This window comes from Streptomyces sp. NPDC031340 (assembly GCF_055569945.1).
The window spans coordinates 1-18,575 of sequence record NZ_JBVIIE010000078.1 but is presented as its reverse complement, the minus strand read 5'-3'; the positions used below and the strand labels follow the sequence as shown (position 1 = coordinate 18,575).

Genomic DNA, 18,575 nt, shown 5'->3' with positions numbered 1-18,575 from the left:
GCCAATCTGGTTATCCACAGGGCATGTGGACGACGGCCCGGATGCTGTGGAGAACTCCGCGAAACCTGTGCACGAGCCGGTGGACAGGCCTGTGAACAAGGTCCCGACTCTCTCTTCACCGGGGCGCTGACCTGCATTTTTCCGATCCACCGGCTGTGCAGGACAAAAACTTTTCCGCTCGGGCCGAGATCGTCGCGAACGGTGCACGAAAGAGCACACGCCGAGATGACAAGTAAGGGATGCAAAGGCTTTGCGGTTCTTACCTGTGGACGATTAGATTGGTGCTCATGACACAGGCTCCCGCGCCCTCCCGCGCCACCCGGCGACTGCACGACCGAGAGATCGTGGCGCTGGCCGTGCCGGCCTTCGGCGCGCTGGTGGCCGAGCCGCTGTTCGTCCTGGCGGACAGCGCGATCGTGGGACACCTGGGGACCGCCCAGCTCGCCGGTCTCGGTGTCGCCTCGGCCCTGCTCACGACAGCGGTGAGCGTCTTCGTCTTCCTCGCCTACGCCACCACCGCGGCCGTCGCCCGACGCGTCGGTGCCGACGACCTCCCCGCCGCCATCCGCCAGGGCATGGACGGCATCTGGCTGGCGCTCCTCATCGGCGCCACGGTGATCGCCGTCGTCCTGCCCACTGCACCTGCCCTGGTGGACGTCTTCGGCGCCTCCGACACCGCGGCTCCCTACGCGACGACCTATCTGCGCATATCCGCCCTCGGCATCCCGGCCATGCTCGTCGTACTCGCCGCGACCGGTGTCCTGCGCGGCCTGCAGGACACGAAGACACCGCTGTACGTCGCCGTCGCGGGCTTCGTCGCCAACGCCGCTCTCAACGCGGGCCTCGTCTACGGCGCCGGACTGGGGATCGCGGGCTCCGCGTGGGGGACCGTCATCGCCCAGTGCGGGATGGCCGCGGTCTATCTCACGGTGGTCGTCCGCGGGGCCCGTGGCCACGGTGCCTCGCTGCGGCCCGACGCCGCGGGGATCAGGGCCTGCGCGCAGGCCGGCGCCCCGCTGCTGGTGCGCACACTGTCCCTGCGGGCGATCCTGATGATCGCCACCGCCGTGGCCGCCCGGCTCGGTGACGCCGAGATCGCGGCCCACCAGATCGTCCTGTCCCTGTGGAGCCTGCTGGCCTTCGCCCTCGACGCCATCGCCATAGCCGGGCAGGCCATCATCGGGCGCTACCTCGGAGCCGACGACACCCGAGGAGCGCGCCAGGCATGCCGCCGGATGGTGGAGTGGGGCATCGCGGTCGGAGTCGTCCTGGGCGTGCTGGTCGTGATCGCTCGACCGGTGTTCCTGCCCTTGTTCACCAGCGACTCCGTGGTGAAGGACACGGCTCTCCCCGCTCTGGTGATCGTCGCTCTCTCGCAGCCGGTCTGCGGTGTCGTCTTCGTGCTGGACGGCGTCCTGATGGGCGCCGGCGACGGTCCGTATCTGGCGTGGGCCATGCTGCTCACCCTGGCGGTCTTCACCCCGGCGGCGCTGCTCGTGCCGGCGATGGGCGGCGGGCTCACCGCTCTGTGGGCCGCCATGACGCTGATGATGACGGTGCGGATGCTGACCTTGTGGCTCCGCGCCCGGTCGGGCCGCTGGCTCGTGACCGGGGCGACGCGCTGAACGTTTCACGTGAAACGTGCCCACTCGTGGTCAGAACGGAGACGGCACGCGGAAGGGGCCGCACCCGGCGGGTGCGGCCCCTTCCCGGCTGTCCAGCCGGACGCGGCACTCAGGCCGCGACCACCTCGATGTTGACCTTGGCGGCAACCTCGGGGTGCAGACGCACGGACGTCTCGTGAGCGCCCAGGGTCTTGATCGGCGCACCGAGCTCGATGCGGCGCTTGTCGACCTCGGGGCCACCGGCAGCCTTGATCGCCGAGGCGATGTCGGCCGGGGTGACGGAACCGAAGAGACGACCGGCGTCGCCGGAGCGGACCGCCAGACGGACCTTCACGCCCTCGAGCTGGGCCTTGACCTGGTTGGCCTGCTCGATGGTCTGGATCTCGTGAATCTTGCGAGCACGACGGATCTGCTCGACGTCCTTCTCGCCGCCCTTGGTCCAGCGGATCGCGAGCTTCCGCGGAACCAGGTAGTTGCGAGCGTAACCGTCCTTGACGTCGACGACGTCGCCCGCGGCACCGAGGCCGGAGACCTCGTGGGTGAGGATGATCTTCATCAGTAGGTCACCCTTCCTTTAGCGCGCGGTGGACGTGTAGGGCAGCAGCGCCATCTCACGGCTGTTCTTGACGGCCGTGGCGACGTCACGCTGGTGCTGCGTGCAGTTGCCGGTCACGCGGCGGGCACGGATCTTGCCGCGGTCGGAAATGAACTTCCGCAGCATGTTCGTGTCCTTGTAGTCCACGTACGTGACCTTGTCCTTGCAGAAAGCGCAGACCTTCTTCTTCGGCTTGCGCACAGGCGGCTTCGCCATGGTGTTTCTCCTGTGTGATCAAGAAGTTTGGGTACGGCCCGCCCCTCGGCCCGAGGCCTAGAAGGGGGGCTCGTCCGAGTAGCCGCCACCGCCGCCGCCGCCGGAGTTTCCACCCCAGCCGCCGCCCTGGTTGCCACCGGCGGGAGCGCCGGTCGCCCACGGGTCGTCGGCGGGAGCTCCGCCGCCCTGCTGGCCGCCACCGGGGCCACCGCCCCAGCCGCCGCCACCCTGGCCGCCACCGCCACCGCCGCCGTAACCGCCCTGGCCACCGCGGCCGGTGGTCTTGGTGACCTTGGCCGTGGCGTTGCGCAGGCTGGCGCCGACCTCCTCGACGTCCAGCTCGTAGACCGTGCGCTTGACGCCCTCACGGTCCTCGTAGGACCGCTGCTTCAGCCGGCCCTGCACGATGACGCGCATGCCTCGCTGGAGCGACTCGGCGACGTTCTCCGCCGCCTGACGCCAGACGGAGCAGGTCAGGAAGAGGCTTTCGCCGTCCTTCCACTCGTTCGTCTGACGGTCGAAGGTGCGGGGAGTGGACGCGACACGGAACTTCGCGACCGCCGCACCGGAGGGGGTGAAGCGCAGCTCGGGGTCATCGACAAGATTGCCGACGACCGTGATGACGGTCTCGCCTGCCATGGGGGAACCTCTCGGCGGGTTTGCTGCTGGCTGCTGGGTGCTGCTACTCGAATCCCGGGATCAGCTGAGCGGAAGGGCTCAGTGGGTCTCGGGACGGAGGACCTTGGTCCGGAGGACCGACTCGTTCAGGTTCATCTGGCGGTCGAGCTCCTTGACGACCGCAGGCTCGGCCTGCAGGTCGATGACCGAGTAGATGCCCTCGGGCTTCTTCTTGATCTCGTACGCGAGACGACGACGGCCCCAGGTGTCGACCTTCTCCACCTTCCCGTTGCCCTCACGGACGACGGAGAGGAAGTTCTCGATCAGCGGGGAGACAGCGCGCTCCTCGAGATCGGGGTCGAGGATGACCATCACCTCGTAGTGACGCATGTGGAACCCACCTCCTTCGGACTCAGCGGCCACGGTCGTTCCGTGGCAGGAGGGTTGTGATGCGTACGCAACGGTATCGGCCGCCACTGACAATCGGGGCTCTTCGCGAGAGACCCTGCCGTGACATGGGCAGACACCGTGCAGACGGTACAGAGTACCCGCAGGGCGCTTCCGGTTGAAATCCGGCCTCCAGGACCGTCACTCTGTACGCATCGGGTGTGTATGGCGCTACGGTGCGCCGTCTTCCGCAGGAGGTGCCCACATGGCACAGGCAATGCGACCCAACACCGTCGGAGGCCTTTTCGCCACGGACGGCAAGCCCCATCCGCTCCAGGACACTCTGCTCGCGGTGACCGCGGTGCTCGGAGTGATCGCGTTCGTCACGGGCTTCTTCGAAGGTCTGCACCTGCTCAGCTCGTGGACCGGCCTGGTCGGCATCTTCACGGGCGCGTACGGGCAGTGGGCCTCGGTGACGACCCGCCAGCGCTTCGGTCTCATCCTGGGCCTCGGCGCCTCGGCCGTCGGGTTCTTCCTCGGCATGGCGCACGGCGGCCTCTTCGGCGGGGTCGTCGGCTGACACCGCGGACACCGTCCACAGAACACCGCACAACACCCTGCGGGCCGCTCCGGCGGCCCGCAGGCCCGGCGCGGCTTCCGCATGCCCAGTCGGGGTGCTCGTAAGGCGCAGTAGGCTTCGCGCGAGAGCCGGAGCCCCTGTACCCATGGGGACACACCAGCCCGAGGAGCGCCCCGAATGAGCCTGACCCTGAGGACGATCAGTCGCGAGCAGCATCTGGCGTACATCCAGAGCCTGCCGTCGGCGAGCCACATGCAGGTTCCGGCCTGGGCTGACGTCAAGGCGGAGTGGCGCTCGGAGAATCTCGGCTGGTTCGACGGGAAGACCGGCGAGCTGGTCGGCGTGGGCCTCGTGCTGTACCGGCAGCTGCCGAAGATCAAGCGCTACCTCGCCTATCTGCCCGAGGGCCCGGTCATCAACTGGTTCGCGCCGAATCTCACCGACTGGCTGGAACCGATGCTCGCGCACCTCAAGCAGCAGGGCGCGTTCTCGGTGAAGATGGGCCCGCCGGTGATCATCCGGCGCTGGGAGGCCAACTCCATCAAGGCCGGCATCCAGGACCCGGACGTGAAGCGTCTGCGCGACATCGAGGCAGACTTCATCGAGCCGCGCGCCTTCGAGGTCGCCGACAAGCTGCGCCGGATGGGCTGGCAGCAGGGCGAGGACGGCGGCGCCGGTTTCGGCGACGTCCAGCCCCGCTACGTCTACCAGGTGCCGCTGGCGAACCGCTCCCTGGAAGAGGTGCACAAGAACTTCAACCAGCTGTGGCGCCGCAACATCAAGAAGGCCGAGAAGGCCGGCGTCGAGGTCGTCCAGGGCGGTTACCAGGACCTGGAGGAGTGGCAGCGGCTGTACGAGATCACGGCCGTGCGCGACCACTTCCGGCCCCGCCCGCTGTCGTACTTCCAGCGCATGTGGACGGCCCTCAACACCGAGGACCCCAACCGCATGCGGCTGTACTTCGCCCGGCACAACGGGGTGAACCTGTCAGCCGCGACGATGCTGATCGTCGGCGGGCACGTCTGGTACTCCTACGGCGCCTCCGACAACATCGGCCGTGAGGTCCGGCCCTCGAACGCGATGCAGTGGCGGATGCTGCGCGACGCCTACGCGCTGGGCGCGACCGTCTACGACCTGCGGGGCATCTCCGACTCGCTGGACGAGTCCGACCACCTCTTCGGCCTGATCCAGTTCAAGGTGGGCACGGGCGGGCAGGCCGCCGAGTACCTCGGCGAGTGGGACTTCCCGCTGAACAAGCTGCTCCACAAGGCGCTCGACATCTACATGTCGCGCCGCTGACGTCACGTTCAGTGATTCCATACCTCTGACACACCGCAGCCACGAGAAAGGTTCCAGGTCCGGCCATGGCGCTCACGCTCTACGTCGACACCGCGCGCTGGCGGGCGCACCACAAGCACGTGCAGGAGCAGTTCCCGGGTCTCGTTCCGGTCTGCAAGGGCAACGGCTACGGCTTCGGGCACGAGCGGCTGGCGGAGGAGGCCACCCGGCTCGGCGCCGACGTCCTCGCCGTCGGTACGACGTACGAGGCCGCGCGCATCAAGGACTTCTTCAGCGGTGACCTGCTGGTGCTGACGCCGTACCGGCGCGGCGAGGAGCCCGTCCCGCTGCCCGACCGGGTGGTGCGCTCGGTGTCGTCCGTCGACGGCGTGTACGGCCTCGTGGGGGCCCGCGTGGTCATCGAGGTGATGTCCTCGATGAAGCGCCACGGTGTGAGCGAGCAGGACCTGCCGCAGCTGCACTCCGCCATAGAGAACGTCCGCCTCGAGGGCTTCGCCATCCACCTGCCGCTGGACCGGACCGACGGCTCGGACGCCGTCGAGGAGGTCATCGGCTGGATGGACCGTCTGCGGGCGGCCCGGCTGCCGCTGCACACGATGTTCGTCAGCCACCTCAAGGCGGAGGAACTGGCGCGGCTGCAGCAGCAGTTCCCGCAGACCCGCTTCCGCGCCCGGATCGGCACCCGGCTGTGGCTGGGCGACCACGAGGCGACCGAGTACCGCGGAGCGGTCCTGGACGTCACCCGTGTCACCAAGGGCGACCGCTTCGGCTACCGGCAGCAGAAGACGGCCTCGGACGGCTTCCTGGTGGTCGTGGCGGGCGGTACGTCGCACGGGGTGGGCCTGGAGGCCCCCAAGGCGCTGCATGGCGTCATGCCGCGTGCCAAGGGCGTCGCCCGGGCCGGCCTGGCGACGGTCAACCGGAACCTTTCCCCCTTCGTCTGGGGCGGCAAGCAGCGCTGGTTCGCCGAGCCGCCGCACATGCAGGTCTCCATCCTGTTCGTGCCTGCGGACGCGCCCGAGCCGAAGGTGGGTGACGAACTGGTGGCCCATCTGCGGCACACCACCACGCAGTACGACCGGCTGGTGGACGTCTGAGCGCCACGCCGCCCGCACGGCGAAGGCCGGACCCGGAGCTCCTCCGGGTCCGGCCTTCGCCGTGGTCCGCCTTGTCTGCGGCCCGTTCGCTCAGAGCCCGCCGTCCGTCGGGGACGCAGCCTCTCGCGAGCCCCATTCCACCTGCGGACCCTCGAAAGATGTGACGTGCTCGCGGCGCGCACGGGCCGCGGTGCCGAGGACGAAGACGTCCTCCGCCCCGTCGAGCACACCCCCCGAGGGGTCGTCGTCACCCGAGCGGCGCACCGGGTCCCGTTCGGGCATGAGGATGTCGCGGACCACCACGACGCACAGGTACAGGGTGCCCAGCAGGTGGACGGCGATGGCCCAGTGGTAGCCCTCCTGGGGCAGGCCCTTGTGGGCATCGCCGCTGGTCGTGTAGGCGAGGTACATCCAGATGCCCAGGTAGTACACGACCTCGCAGGCCTGCCAGATCAGGAAGTCCCGCCATTTCGGCCGCGCCAGCACGGCGAGCGGCACCAGCCACAGGACGTACTGCGGGGAGTAGACCTTGTTGGTGAGGATGAACGCCGCGACGATCAGGAACGCGAGCTGGGCGAAGCGCGGCCGGCGGGGAGCGGTCATGGTGAGCACCGCGATGCCCACGCCGCACAGCAGCACCAGCGCCGTCGCCAGGTTGTTGACCGTGTCGGTGGTCAGCGGGTCGGTCGAGTTCTGGGCCATGATCAGCCAGAAGGACCCGAAGTCCACGCCCCGGTCATGGCTGAACCGGTAGAACTGCACCCAGCCGTCCCAGGCGAACAGCATCACGGGCAGGTTCACCACGAGCCAGGAGACGACCGCCCCGCCCAGGCCCCGGCCGAACTCCCGCCACCTGCCCGCCCGCCAGGACAGCAGGAACAGCGGCCACAGCAGGAACACCGGGTACAGCTTGGCGGCCGTGGCGAGCCCCAGGAGGATGCCGAAGGCCAGGGAGCGGCCCCGCGACCACATGAGCATCGCCGCGGCCGTCAGGGCGACCGCCAGCAGGTCCCAGTTGATGGTGGCGGTCAGCGCGAAGGCGGGCGCCAGGGCGAGCAGCAGACCGTCCCACGGCCGCCGGGCGTGCGTACGGGTCACGCAGACGGCGATGACGGCCGCGCAGGCCATCAGCATCCCGGCGTTGACCATCCAGTACCACTGCTCCTGGTCCTGGATGCTGCCGCTGCCCGGCGTGAGCCACGCGGCGACCTCCATGAACACACCCGTCAGCACGGGATACTCGAGGTACTGCATGTCGCCCGGAAGCTTGTCGAAGTACGGCACCAGCCCGTCGGCGAAGCCCCGCCCCTGGTACAGGTGCGGGATGTCGGAGTAGCAGGCCTTCGTGTACTGGGAGCTGGCGCCGTAGAACCAGGCGCCGTTGTAGCAGGGCGCCTTCTGGATCAGGCCGAGGGCGAACATGCCGATCGCGACCAGCGCGACGACCCGGACGGGAGTCCACCAGGACGTCCCGAGCAGGGCGCGCCGCCCGAGGGGGCCGCCGATCAGCTCGCTGCCGGAGCGGGCGACCTCGTCCTCCCTGGTAGGCAGCACCGGGTCCGGCTCGTGCGCGCTCGCTTGCGTCGATTCTGCACTGGGCATGCCGCACATCCTGCCGTACATGCCTGGGAATACGCCGAGGGCCGCCGCACCTGTTCAGGTGCGGCGGCCCCCTTTTGCGTTTCACGTGAAACATGTACTCGTTTCACGTGAAACATCCGTGCTGGGCGTTTTGGCGGCGGCCCGGTCCGTCAACCGAAGATGCCGCCGTTGCCGTTGCCTCTGGTGTTGCCGGTCCCGGAGGTGTCCGTGGGTGTCGGCGACGAGGTCACGCCTCCGTCCGTGCCACCGGTGTTCGTCCCGCCGGTGTCGTTGCACTGCCAGCCGAACTTGCAGGAGTCGCTCGGCGACGGTGTCGGGCTCGGCAGCGTCTCGCTCGGCGTCGGACTCGGCGTCGGGCTGGCCTCCGGCGTGTCGCTGACCGTCGGAGTGGGCGTCGGGCTCGGGACGTCGTTGACCACCTCGCCGATGTCCTCGGGCGTCGGGAAGTCCTTCGCCGGCGTGCCCTTCAGCGCCTCCGCCATGTAGTCGTGCCAGATCTCGGCCGGGAACGAGGCGCCGTGGATCTTCTCCTGGCCACCGGTTCCGTACATCTCCTCGAAGGTGCGGTTCTTCTTGCTCTCGTCGTCGTCGTACCGGAACATCGTGATCGACGTCGACAGCTGCGGGGTGTAGCCCACGAACCAGGCCGACTTGTTGCCGTCGGTGGTACCGGTCTTGCCGGCCACCTCGCGGCCGGGCAGCTGGGCGTTGGTACCCGTGCCCTCCTCGACCACGGTCTTCAGCACGTCCGTGACGTTGTCGGCGACAGCCGCGGTGAACGCCTGCTTGCTCTGCACCTTGTGGCTGTAGATCGTGCCTTCCTTGCTGGTGACCCTCTGCACGGAGAACGGGTCACGCTGCTCGCCGCTGGCCGCGAAGGTGGCGTACGCCCCCGCCATCCGGATCGCGCTCGGGTCGGAGATACCGATGGAGAACGACGGGAAGCTGGTGCCGGTCAGGCTGTCCGCCTTGATGCCGGCGTCGACGGCCGCCTCCTTCACCTTGTCCAGCCCGACGTCCATGCCGAGCTGCACGAAGGCGGAGTTCACCGATTCCCGCATCGCCTCACGAAGGTCGATCCGGTAGTCGGGCGGGCTGCCGAGCGACTGGTTGCCGTCATTGGTCTGCAGCCACTCCTCGCCCTTCTCGTTCTTCCAGACCGTCCCGTCGTAGTCCTTGATCTTCAGCTTGTTCTTGCCGCTGTACAGACTCTTGGGGGAGACCTGGGTGCGCTCGTCCTGCGCCTGTTCGGTCCCGAGGTCGGGGTCCCGCACACCCCACTTCATGGCTGCGGCGAGCACGAACGGCTTGAAGGTCGAACCGACCTGGGCACCGGTGACGTCGGCGTTGTCGGTGAAGTGCTTGGTCGCGTCCTCACCGCCGTAGATGGCCTTGATCGCCCCGGTCGCCGGGTCCACGGATGCCCCGCCGAACTGGACGTGGGTGTCCGTCTTCGGGCGCAGCTTGGGCTTGATGTTGGCCTTCCGGACGTTCTCCACCGCGGTCTCGAGCGCCTTGACCTTCTTCTTGTCGAAGGTCGTGTAGACCGAGTAGCCGCCCTGCTGCAGGTCGTCGGCGGTGATGTCGGTGTTGTTGATGATGTACGCCTTGGCCAGGTCGACGAGGTAGCCGACCTGGCCGCTGAGCGCGGTGTTCGACCGCGGGTTCTGCACCTTGGGGAGCTTGGTGTACTTCGCCCGCTTCGAGGGGTCCAGGTGGCCGTACTCGACCATCTTGTCGAGCGTGTCCTGCATCTGGAGCAGGGCACGCCTCCTGTTGGCCTGAGGCGTGGCGGCCGGGTCGATGGACGTCGCCCCCGCCGGGTCGTAATAGGTGGCGCCCTTCAGCATCGCCGACAGGAAGGCGCATTCGCCCTCGTTGAGGTCGACGGCGTCCTTGTTGAAGTACGCCCGAGCGGCGGCCTGGATCCCGTAGGCGTTGCGCCCGTAGTACGCGGAGTTCAGGTAGCCGGCCATGATGGCATCCTTCTTCATCTCGGCGCCCACCTTGATCGAGACGAAGATCTCCTTGAACTTCCGGGAGAGCGTCTGCGACTGGTCGTTCAGCATCGCGTTCTTCACGTACTGCTGAGTGATGGTGGAGCCGCCCTGCGTCTGACCACCCCTGGCCATGTTGAACACGGCGCGGGCGATGCCCTTGGGGTCGATGCCGCTGTCGGTGTAGAAGGTCTTGTTCTCCTGGGAGATGACGGCGTACCGCATCGCCTCGGGAATCTGCGAGAGGTTGACGATCTGGCGGTTGGTCTCGCCACCCGTAGCGACCATCTCGGAGCCGTCGGCCCAGTAGTAGACGTTGTTCTGTGCCGTGGCCGTCTTGGCGACGTCGGGGATGCCCACGAGGGCGTATCCCACGCCCGCGACCGCCACCATGCCGCCGAAGAACCCGATGAAGAGGCCGGTCACCAGCTTCCAGGACGGCATCCAGCGCGCCGCGCCGTACTTGCCCGCGCGCGGATAGTCGATCAAACGCTTCTTGTCGGGGACGGCGGCGCGCCCGCGGCCCCGTCCCGGCGGTCCGCTCGGGCCGCCGGGTCCCCCGCGCCGGCCCGCGCGGCCGGGTTCGGGCGCTCTGCGGCGGCCGCCCGCGCTTCTCTGTGCCGCGCGCCGGGCCTCGGCGCGGCCTCCGTACGTCCGCTCCTCGCCTCCCGCCCCGTAGGGATCCGACCCGTACGCGTCGGAAGGAGACTCGGTGGCGCCTCGCGGTGCCGCACGGCGGCCGGAGGACGAGCCGGACTGGCCACGCCGGGCCGCGGCACGTCCGCCTCCCTGCGGCTGCGGCGGTTTGCGACGGTGCTCGCTCATCGAACGACTACTCCTCGGGCAGGCGCACCTTTGCGCGCCTGTCAACGGCGGCTGGTTTCCGGTCCCCCCGAAGTACGGATGTGGTCGCTCGCGCATTCACCCGTACTGCACCGAGGACCATGACGCTCCCTCGCGTCACTCGGTTCCCGGTGGTGTGCATGGCGCACAGACTACGCACCGCCAAAACCCACCGAGCACAGAAGTTCACCTCAAAACAGGCAACTTGCCCCAGATGAATAAGTCGTGTGACCCCGTTCACCGTTTCCCCACTTGTCGCATCCGGGCGGCCGTTCTATCGTCTTGATGTATCGAGTCGATACATCAGCGCGAGATAAGGACGAGGGGGCGAGAGGATGAGCCGACGTTCCGGCATCCTTGAGTTCGCCGTGCTCGGCCTGCTCCGCGAATCCCCGATGCACGGCTATGAGCTGCGCAAACGGCTCAATACGTCACTGGGAGTGTTCCGGGCGTTCAGCTACGGGACGCTGTACCCCTGCCTCAAGACGCTGGTCGCGAACGGCTGGTTGATCGAGGAGCCGGGGACCACCACCGAGGACGCCCTCGCCGCTCCGCTCGCGGGACGTCGCGCCAAGATCGTCTACCGGTTGACGGCGGAAGGTAAGGAGCACTTCGAGGAACTGCTCTCGCAGACCGGCCCCGACGCCTACGAGGACGAGCACTTCGCCGCGCGTTTCGCCTTCTTCGGGCAGACGTCGCGCGACGTACGCATGCGCGTGCTCGAGGGCCGCCGCAGCCGGCTGGAGGAGCGGCTGGAGAAGATGCGCGCCTCTCTGACGCGCACCCGGGAGCGCCTCGACGACTACACACTCGAGCTCCAGCGCCACGGGATGGAGTCCGTGGAGCGCGAAGTGCGCTGGCTGAACGAGCTCATCGAGAGCGAGCGGGCCGGGCGGGACCTCAGAGGTTCCGCGTCCGGGGGACCCGCTCAGCAGGACACATCTGGAGCGCCGGACGGCCTGCCCCGTCCCGGGGACACCCCCGGGACGGATACGCCCGGCGACACCGCCACGTGACGGTCCACTCAGGACCTCACTCGTACACACAGGGAGCAACCGGAATGGGTTCGGTTCGCGTAGCCATCGTCGGTGTGGGCAACTGCGCCGCGTCGCTGGTGCAGGGAGTCGAGTACTACAAGGACGCCGACCCGGCGGCCAAGGTCCCCGGCCTGATGCACGTGCAGTTCGGTGACTACCACGTCCGCGACGTCGAGTTCGTCGCCGCGTTCGACGTCGACGCGAAGAAGGTCGGCCTCGACCTCGCGGACGCGATCGGCGCGTCGGAGAACAACACCATCAAGATCTGCGACGTGCCGCACACCGGCGTCACGGTCCAGCGCGGCCACACCCTCGACGGCCTCGGCAAGTACTACCGCCTCACCATCGAGGAGTCGGACGCCGAGCCGGTCGACGTCGTCCAGATCCTCAAGGACAAGCAGGTCGACGTTCTGGTCTGCTACCTGCCCGTGGGCTCCGAGGACGCAGCGAAGTTCTACGCCCAGTGCGCCATCGACGCCAAGGTCGCCTTCGTCAACGCCCTTCCGGTCTTCATCGCCGGCACCAAGGAATGGGCGGACAAGTTCACCGAGGCGGGCGTGCCGATCGTCGGCGACGACATCAAGTCCCAGGTCGGCGCCACCATCACGCACCGCGTCATGGCGAAGCTGTTCGAGGACCGCGGTGTGATCCTGGACCGCACGATGCAGCTGAACGTCGGCGGCAACATGGACTTCAAGAACATGCTCGAGCGCGAGCGCCTGGAGTCCAAGAAGATCTCCAAGACGCAGGCCGTCACCTCCCAGATCCCCGACCGGGACCTCGGTGAGAAGAACGTCCACATCGGTCCGTCCGACTACGTCGCCTGGCTCGACGACCGCAAGTGGGCGTACGTCCGCCTCGAGGGCCGTGCCTTCGGTGACGTCCCGCTGAACCTCGAGTACAAGCTCGAGGTGTGGGACTCCCCGAACTCCGCGGGTGTCATCATCGACGCCCTGCGCGCCGCGAAGATCGCCAAGGACCGCGGCATCGGCGGCCCGATCCTGTCCGCGTCCTCGTACTTCATGAAGTCCCCGCCGGTCCAGTACTTCGACGACGAGGCCCGCGAGAACGTCGAGAAGTTCATCCGCGGCGAGGTCGACCGCTAAGCACGCACCGAGACCGCTCCTGCCAGGGCCTGAGGGTCCCCGGGTCCTAGGACCCGGGGACCCTCCGTGTGTGAGGCTGTGTCCATGGCCGTCGTCCGTGACCTGCGCACCCTGCTGCGCTTCAGGAACTTCCGGCGCCTGCTCGCCGTGCGACTGCTGTCGCAGGGCGCCGACGGCGTCTACCAGGTCGCGCTCGCCGCCTATGTGGTCTTCTCGCCGGAGAGACAGACCTCGGCCGCCGCGATCGCCTACGCGATGGCGGTCCTGCTGCTCCCCTACTCTCTGGTGGGCCCCTTCGCCGGCGTCCTGCTGGACCGCTGGCGCCGCCGGCAGGTCTTCCTCCACGGCAACCTGATCCGCGCGGTGATGGCGTCGGCGACCGCCCTGCTGATGGTCGGCCACGCCCCGGACTGGCTGTTCTACGTCTCCGCCCTGTGCGTCACCGGCGTCAACCGGTTCATCCTGGCGGGCCTGTCCGCCGCACTGCCACGCGTCGTCGACGAAGAGCGCCTGGTAGTGGCCAACTCCCTCTCCCCGACCGCCGGTACGCTCGCCGCGACCGCAGGCGGCGGACTCGCCTTCCTGGTACGGCTGGCAGTCGCGGACAGCGACGCCGCCGTGGTGCTGCTGGGGGCCTCCCTGTACCTGTGCGCGGCCCTCGCGTCGCTGCGCATCGCACCGGACGAGCTCGGACCGGAGAAGGAGCTGGTGCGGCCCCGGCTGCTGACCGCGCTCAGCGGCAGCGCCCGCGATCTGGTGGCGGGTGTGCGTCACCTCGCCGCCCCGCCGCGCCGGGACGCCGCCTGGGCGCTGATGGCCATGACGCTCATGCGCTTCTGCTACGGCGCCCTGCTGGTCATGCTGCTGATGCTGTGCCGGTACGCCTTCACCTCCACCACCGAAAGCGGACTCGCCCTGCTGGGGCTGGCGTTGGGGGTGTCCGGCGCCGGCTTCTTCGCTGCGGCCGTCGTGACGCCGTGGGCCGCGGGACGCCTCGGGCCGGGCAGGCTGATCGTCAGGTGCGCCGCGGCCGCCGCGGTGCTGGAGCCCGCCCTCGGCCTCCCGTTCGCCAGAACTCCCATGCTGGCCGCGGCGTTCGTCCTGGGGCTGACGACTCAGAGCGCGAAGATCGCCACGGACACGATCGTGCAGTCCTCGGTCGACGACGCCTTCCGGGGCCGCGTCTTCTCTGTCTACGACGTGCTGTTCAACGTGGCCTTCGTCGGCGCGGCGGGAACAGCCGCCGTGGTTCTGCCGCCTGACGGCCGCTCGGCTTTCCTGGTCGTCATGGTCGCCGTGACGTACGGATCGGTTGCTGTCGCTATGGCCCGCTATGAGCGCCGGTAAGTGTCACATCAAAGCCACAGAGTTCTTCTCGGCCACGGCATTGTCAGTGGGGGCCGGTAGCTTACGTGGGTCTTACTCGCGTCTTACGCGTCACGTACCCATGCTTTAGGGGGACCCCCAAGTGACTACTCCGCCTCAGGGCCAGAACCCGTTCGCACAGGGCCAGCAACCCTACGGCCAGCCCCAGGGCCAGGCCCCGTACCCGCCCCAAGGCGGTTACCCGCAGCAGCCGGGCCAGCCCGGGTTCCCCCAGCCCGGCGCCGCGCCCTACGCCCCCGTGCCGCCGCAGCCCAGCCGCAAGATCGGCTTCAAGACGATCAAGAACATCGTCATCGTCGTCGCCGTCCTCGGGGCGGTCATCGGCGGTTACATAGCCAGCCGCGACGACGCCAACACGGCCGCCGTCGGCGACTGCATGCACCGTGGCAGCACCAACGACAACAACCCGGACCTCGAGGTCGTCGAGTGCAGCTCGGCGAAGGCCCAGTACGTCGTGCTCGCCAAGATCGAGGGCACGTACTCCGCGCTCACGGCCGAGAGCAAGTGCACCGAGAAGGCCAAGGACTTCCAGTACTCGTACACCGAGTCCGGCGACGGCACCGACTTCCTGCTCTGCCTGAAGGACTACAAGAAGTAACCCGGACACAGAGAGGGGCGGTGTTTCACGTGAAACACCGCCCCTTTGGCGTTCGAGCGTCATGTTTCACGTGAAACACGCCCCGGCGCTCACCTCAGCCCTGTTCGGCCCACCACTCCTTGAGGGCCGCCACCGCAGCGTCGTTGCCCATCGGGCCGTTCTCCAGGCGGAGCTCCAGTAGGTGTTTGTAGGCACGGCCGACAGCGGGGCCGGGGCCCACGCCCAGGATCTGCATGATCTGGTTCCCGTCGAGGTCCGGGCGGATCGCGTCGAGCTCCTCCTGCTCCTGAAGCTGGGCGATGCGCTCCTCCAGGCCGTCGTAGGCACGGGAGAGCGTTGCGGCCTTCCGCTTGTTGCGCGTCGTGCAGTCCGAGCGGGTCAGCTTGTGGAGACGGCCGAGGAGCGGGCCGGCGTCACGGACGTAACGGCGGACCGCGGAGTCGGTCCACTCGCCCGTGCCGTATCCGTGGAAGCGCAGGTGGAGTTCGACCAGCCGCGAGACGTCCTTGACCAGCTCGTTGGAGTACTTGAGGGCCGTCATCCGCTTCTTGGTCATCTTGGCGCCGACCACCTCGTGGTGGTGGAAGGAGACCCGGCCGTCCTTCTCGAAGCGGCGCGTGCGGGGCTTGCCGATGTCGTGCAGGAGGGCGGCCAGGCGGAGTGCCAGGTCGGGGCCGTTCTGCTCCAGCGCGATCGCCTGCTCCAGGACGATCAGGGTGTGCTCGTAGACGTCCTTGTGGCGGTGGTGCTCGTCGCTCTCCAGACGCAGCGCCGGCAGCTCAGGCAGCACATGGTCGGCGAGGCCGGTGTCCACCAGGAGCGTCAGACCCTTGCGCGGTTGGGTCGACAGGATCAGCTTGTTCAGCTCGTCCCGCACCCGCTCGGCCGAGACGATCTCGATGCGGCCGGACATCTCCTTCATGGCCGCCACCACCTCGGGAGCCACCTCGAAGTCGAGCTGCGCGGCGAAGCGCGCGGCCCGCATCATGCGCAGCGGGTCGTCCGAGAAGGACGCCTCGGGCGTGCCCGGGGTGCGCAGCACCCGCGCGGCAAGGTCGTCGCGCCCGCCGTACGGGTCGATGAAGCGCCGCTCCGGCAGCGCCAGGGCCATCGCGTTCACGGTGAAGTCGCGCCGGACGAGGTCCTCGTCGATGGAGTCGCCGTACGACACCTCGGGCTTGCGCGAGGTGCGGTCGTAGGCCTCCGACCGGTAGGTCGTCACCTCGATCTGGTAGCCGTCCTTCTGGGCCCCCACGGTCCCGAAGGCGATACCGACCTCCCACACGGCATCCGCCCACGGCCGGACGATCTTCAGGACGTCTTCGGGCCGGGCGTCGGTCGTGAAATCCAGGTCGTTGCCGAGCCGGCCCAACAGCGCGTCCCTGACCGAACCGCCGACCAGGGCGAGCGAGAACCCGGCGTCCTGGAAGCGGCGGGCGAGGTCGTCGGCGACAGGGGCGACCCGCAGTGGTTCGCTCATCGCGGGCAGCTCCTGGTTCACGGCGCTGGCAGAGTCTTCGTTGGCGTTCGGCACAACAGAAGAGGGTACGTGGCCCGGGCGACCGCGAGCGCCCCTATTCGGCACACATGGACATTCCTACTGACACCAATACAAGAAGTCCCATCTAGTCGCTAATGCCGATCTCACCACTCTTGTCCGTATATACATGGCGGCCGGCTCCCAGCTCGCCGATCTTGTGGAGTGGTCCGTGGCACTTCCCCTCAGCGGGCATCGTTACCATGCGTGGACGCACATTCCGACGACCACTGACGACGACGAGGGACGGGCGAGCGCGTGGCCGAGGCGGCAGACTTCCAGGGGATGAGTTCCTCACCTGCCCGCCGGTGGCTGTGGCGCACCGGCTCCCTCCTCGCCGGGGCGCCACTTCTCACCGGCTTCCTGCAGCTGCCTTCGCCCACCTCGGCACACGCCACCGGGCCGGCCTCGGCGGTGCAGGCCTCCGGCTCCGGCGCGGTGGCCGTCGCCCTCGACTCGCTCAGCCCCAGCCTTCCCCAGGACGGGGACACGCTGACCGTGACCGGCACCGTCACCAACAACGGCAAGCAGGCCGTCACCGGCGCCCATGTGGGCCTGCGCGTGGGCCCGCAGCTCCGCACCCGCTCGGCCATCGAGAACACCGCCCAGAACAGCGACGAAGTCCAGGTACCGGCCCGTCAGGAGGTCGGCGACAAGTACGTGGAGAAGTTCGCCAAGCTCGCTCCCGGTGTCGCCGAGCACTTCAGCATCTCCGTACCGGTGGACAAACTGAACCTGGGCTCCGACGGCGTCTACGAGTTCACGGTCTCACTGTCCGGGCGGACCTCCGCACAGCCGTGGGAGCAGATCCTCGGCGTCCGGCGGACCTTCCTGCCCTGGAAGCCGGACGAGGCCGCCGCCAAGACCAGGACGACGTTCCTGTGGCCGCTCGTGTCCACCGTCCACATGACGGCGGAGACGGGGTCGAACGAACAGCAGACGCCGGTCTTCCTCAACGACGATCTCGCCGAGGAGATCTCGCCCGGAGGCCGCCTCGACGAGATGCTGTCGCTGGGCGCCGGCCTGGACGTCACCTGGGTGGTCGACCCTGACCTGCTGGCCTCCGTCGACGCGATGACCCGCAGCTACAAGATCCAGACCGACAGCGGTACCCCCAGGGCCGGCACCCACCAGGCGGTCGCCAAGCAGTGGCTCGCCGCTCTGCAGAAGGCGGTGGCCGGCAAGGAGGTCGTCGCGCTGCCCTTCGGGGATCCCGACCTGGCCTCTCTCGCGCACAACGGCACGAGCGTCACCGGTTCGCTCAGCCACCTCAAGGAGGCGACCGACGTCGTCGCCAACACCGTGGAGCCGATCCTCCACGTGAAGCCGAACACGGACTTCGCGTGGCCCGTGGACGGCGCGGTCGACCCGTCGATCGTCAAGGTTGCCACCTCCGCCGGCGCCGACAAGATCATCGCTCGTAGCGACAGCCTCCAGGAGACCGGCGGCCTGCCCTACACGCCGTCCGCGGCCCGCCCCATCGGGGGCGGCACCACCGCGGTGGTCGCCGACGCCCGGCTGTCCACGGCGTTCCAGGGCGACCTGACGAGGGCCTCCGGCACCACGCTGGCCACACAGCGGTTCCTCGCCCTGAGCCTGGCCCTGAACGCCCAGTCGAACAAGACGCGCAGCGTCGTCGTCGCCCCGCAGCGCATGCCGACCGTGCGTCAGGCCCACGCGATGGCCGAGGCGCTGAGCGCGCTCCAGAGCGGCACCTGGTCGGAGTCCCAGGAACTCGCCGCGGCCGCCGCCGCCAAGCCGGATCCGGGCGCCACGACGAGAATTCCCTCCAGGTCCGACTACCCCTCGGCGCTGCGCCGGCAGGAGCTGCGGCGGTCCGCGTTCGAGCAGACCGCGACCACGCAGGACAAGCTCGACAACTTCAAGGTGATCCTCACCGACCAGTCCCGGGTGGTCACCCCCTTCGGGCGGGCGATGAACCGGGAGATGTCCACGTCGTGGGGGGGGGGGGGGGGGGGGGGGGGGGGGGGGGGGGGGGGGGGGGGGGGGGGGGGGGGGGGGGGGGGGGGGGGGGGGGGGGGGGGGGGGGGG

Annotated in this window: 16 protein-coding genes; 9 read left to right on the top strand and 7 right to left on the bottom strand. The window is 68.7% G+C overall.

Features of this window, described 5'->3' with window-relative positions:
- The first annotated feature begins 287 nt into the window (after positions 1-287).
- Entirely contained in the window at positions 288-1,625 is a 1,338-nt protein-coding gene (locus ACZ5GT_RS37325; protein ID WP_469035469.1) for an MATE family efflux transporter, read from the top strand.
- Positions 1,626-1,734: 109 nt separating this feature from the next.
- On the opposite strand, the gene rplI is transcribed toward ACZ5GT_RS37325, so the two are convergent.
- From rplI to rpsF, 4 genes are all read right to left on the bottom strand, one after another.
- A complete protein-coding gene (gene rplI / locus ACZ5GT_RS37320) occupies positions 1,735-2,181 on the bottom strand; it encodes a 50S ribosomal protein L9 (protein WP_081236198.1) in 447 nt (148 codons plus the stop codon).
- A gap of 18 nt (positions 2,182-2,199) precedes the next feature.
- Positions 2,200-2,436: a 30S ribosomal protein S18 gene (gene rpsR / locus ACZ5GT_RS37315; RefSeq protein ID WP_003949403.1), complete on the bottom strand. Its 237-nt coding sequence runs from the start codon at positions 2,434-2,436 to the stop codon at positions 2,200-2,202.
- A gap of 57 nt (positions 2,437-2,493) precedes the next feature.
- On the bottom strand, positions 2,494-3,075 hold the full coding sequence (locus tag ACZ5GT_RS37310; protein ID WP_469035467.1) for a single-stranded DNA-binding protein: 582 nt from the start codon (positions 3,073-3,075) through the stop codon (positions 2,494-2,496).
- Between the two features lie 78 nt (positions 3,076-3,153).
- The gene (gene rpsF, locus ACZ5GT_RS37305; RefSeq protein ID WP_004950685.1) at positions 3,154-3,444 is read right to left on the bottom strand and encodes a 30S ribosomal protein S6; all 291 of its coding nucleotides are present in this window, start codon (positions 3,442-3,444) and stop codon (positions 3,154-3,156) included.
- Between the two features lie 262 nt (positions 3,445-3,706).
- On the opposite strand from rpsF, the gene ACZ5GT_RS37300 reads away from it, so the two are divergent.
- The 3 genes from ACZ5GT_RS37300 to ACZ5GT_RS37290 all read left to right on the top strand — a co-directional run bounded on the left by ACZ5GT_RS37300 (position 3,707) and on the right by ACZ5GT_RS37290 (position 6,417).
- Complete coding sequence (locus ACZ5GT_RS37300; RefSeq protein WP_469035464.1) at positions 3,707-4,021, top strand: hypothetical protein; 315 nt, start codon at positions 3,707-3,709, stop codon at positions 4,019-4,021.
- A 177-nt stretch (positions 4,022-4,198) separates the two neighbouring features.
- Positions 4,199-5,320, top strand: coding sequence for a peptidoglycan bridge formation glycyltransferase FemX (femX, locus tag ACZ5GT_RS37295; RefSeq protein ID WP_351887449.1), 1,122 nt, complete (start codon positions 4,199-4,201; stop codon positions 5,318-5,320).
- A gap of 65 nt (positions 5,321-5,385) precedes the next feature.
- Positions 5,386-6,417: an alanine racemase gene (locus ACZ5GT_RS37290; RefSeq protein ID WP_469035462.1), complete on the top strand. Its 1,032-nt coding sequence runs from the start codon at positions 5,386-5,388 to the stop codon at positions 6,415-6,417.
- 90 nt (positions 6,418-6,507) lie between these two features.
- Here ACZ5GT_RS37290 and ACZ5GT_RS37285 read toward each other — a convergent pair whose 3' ends face one another.
- Both ACZ5GT_RS37285 and ACZ5GT_RS37280 read right to left on the bottom strand, forming a co-directional pair.
- Positions 6,508-8,019 (bottom strand): glycosyltransferase family 87 protein, encoded by a 1,512-nt coding sequence (locus ACZ5GT_RS37285; RefSeq protein WP_469035461.1) that lies wholly within the window; start codon positions 8,017-8,019, stop codon positions 6,508-6,510.
- Between the two features lie 149 nt (positions 8,020-8,168).
- Positions 8,169-10,841 (bottom strand): transglycosylase domain-containing protein, encoded by a 2,673-nt coding sequence (locus ACZ5GT_RS37280; protein WP_469035459.1) that lies wholly within the window; start codon positions 10,839-10,841, stop codon positions 8,169-8,171.
- Positions 10,842-11,194: 353 nt separating this feature from the next.
- On the opposite strand from ACZ5GT_RS37280, the gene ACZ5GT_RS37275 reads away from it, so the two are divergent.
- From ACZ5GT_RS37275 to ACZ5GT_RS37260, 4 genes are all read left to right on the top strand, one after another.
- Positions 11,195-11,875: a PadR family transcriptional regulator gene (locus ACZ5GT_RS37275; RefSeq protein WP_469035457.1), complete on the top strand. Its 681-nt coding sequence runs from the start codon at positions 11,195-11,197 to the stop codon at positions 11,873-11,875.
- Between the two features lie 44 nt (positions 11,876-11,919).
- Positions 11,920-13,002: an inositol-3-phosphate synthase gene (locus tag ACZ5GT_RS37270; protein WP_469035454.1), complete on the top strand. Its 1,083-nt coding sequence runs from the start codon at positions 11,920-11,922 to the stop codon at positions 13,000-13,002.
- Between the two features lie 84 nt (positions 13,003-13,086).
- Complete coding sequence (locus ACZ5GT_RS37265; protein ID WP_469035451.1) at positions 13,087-14,349, top strand: MFS transporter; 1,263 nt, start codon at positions 13,087-13,089, stop codon at positions 14,347-14,349.
- Between the two features lie 121 nt (positions 14,350-14,470).
- Positions 14,471-14,986 carry an LppU/SCO3897 family protein gene (locus ACZ5GT_RS37260; RefSeq protein ID WP_469035447.1) on the top strand — a complete coding sequence of 172 codons (516 nt, stop codon included), beginning with the start codon at positions 14,471-14,473 and terminating at the stop codon, positions 14,984-14,986.
- Between the two features lie 94 nt (positions 14,987-15,080).
- On the opposite strand, the gene ACZ5GT_RS37255 is transcribed toward ACZ5GT_RS37260, so the two are convergent.
- Positions 15,081-16,520, bottom strand: a complete 1,440-nt coding sequence (locus ACZ5GT_RS37255) for a CCA tRNA nucleotidyltransferase (RefSeq protein WP_469035443.1) — start codon at positions 16,518-16,520, stop codon at positions 15,081-15,083.
- 261 nt (positions 16,521-16,781) lie between these two features.
- On the opposite strand from ACZ5GT_RS37255, the gene ACZ5GT_RS37250 reads away from it, so the two are divergent.
- A partial coding sequence (locus ACZ5GT_RS37250) for a DUF6049 family protein (protein ID WP_469035441.1) occupies positions 16,782-18,575 on the top strand: 1,794 nt, incomplete at its 3' end.

What these genes read in the sequence shown, in the direction of transcription:
- ACZ5GT_RS37265 (WP_469035451.1), top strand. Translation starts at nt 13,087, where the DNA reads ATGGCCGTCGTCCGTGACCTGCGCACCCTGCTGCGCTTCAGGAACTTC.
- ACZ5GT_RS37280 (WP_469035459.1), bottom strand. Translation starts at nt 10,841, where the DNA reads ATGAGCGAGCACCGTCGCAAACCGCCGCAGCCGCAGGGAGGCGGACGT.
- rplI (WP_081236198.1), bottom strand. Translation starts at nt 2,181, where the DNA reads ATGAAGATCATCCTCACCCACGAGGTCTCCGGCCTCGGTGCCGCGGGC.
- ACZ5GT_RS37290 (WP_469035462.1), top strand. Translation starts at nt 5,386, where the DNA reads ATGGCGCTCACGCTCTACGTCGACACCGCGCGCTGGCGGGCGCACCAC.
- ACZ5GT_RS37310 (WP_469035467.1), bottom strand. Translation starts at nt 3,075, where the DNA reads ATGGCAGGCGAGACCGTCATCACGGTCGTCGGCAATCTTGTCGATGAC.
- rpsF (WP_004950685.1), bottom strand. Translation starts at nt 3,444, where the DNA reads ATGCGTCACTACGAGGTGATGGTCATCCTCGACCCCGATCTCGAGGAG.
- ACZ5GT_RS37275 (WP_469035457.1), top strand. Translation starts at nt 11,195, where the DNA reads ATGAGCCGACGTTCCGGCATCCTTGAGTTCGCCGTGCTCGGCCTGCTC.
- ACZ5GT_RS37325 (WP_469035469.1), top strand. Translation starts at nt 288, where the DNA reads ATGACACAGGCTCCCGCGCCCTCCCGCGCCACCCGGCGACTGCACGAC.
- ACZ5GT_RS37270 (WP_469035454.1), top strand. Translation starts at nt 11,920, where the DNA reads ATGGGTTCGGTTCGCGTAGCCATCGTCGGTGTGGGCAACTGCGCCGCG.
- ACZ5GT_RS37285 (WP_469035461.1), bottom strand. Translation starts at nt 8,019, where the DNA reads ATGCCCAGTGCAGAATCGACGCAAGCGAGCGCGCACGAGCCGGACCCG.
- ACZ5GT_RS37300 (WP_469035464.1), top strand. Translation starts at nt 3,707, where the DNA reads ATGGCACAGGCAATGCGACCCAACACCGTCGGAGGCCTTTTCGCCACG.
- rpsR (WP_003949403.1), bottom strand. Translation starts at nt 2,436, where the DNA reads ATGGCGAAGCCGCCTGTGCGCAAGCCGAAGAAGAAGGTCTGCGCTTTC.
- femX (WP_351887449.1), top strand. Translation starts at nt 4,199, where the DNA reads ATGAGCCTGACCCTGAGGACGATCAGTCGCGAGCAGCATCTGGCGTAC.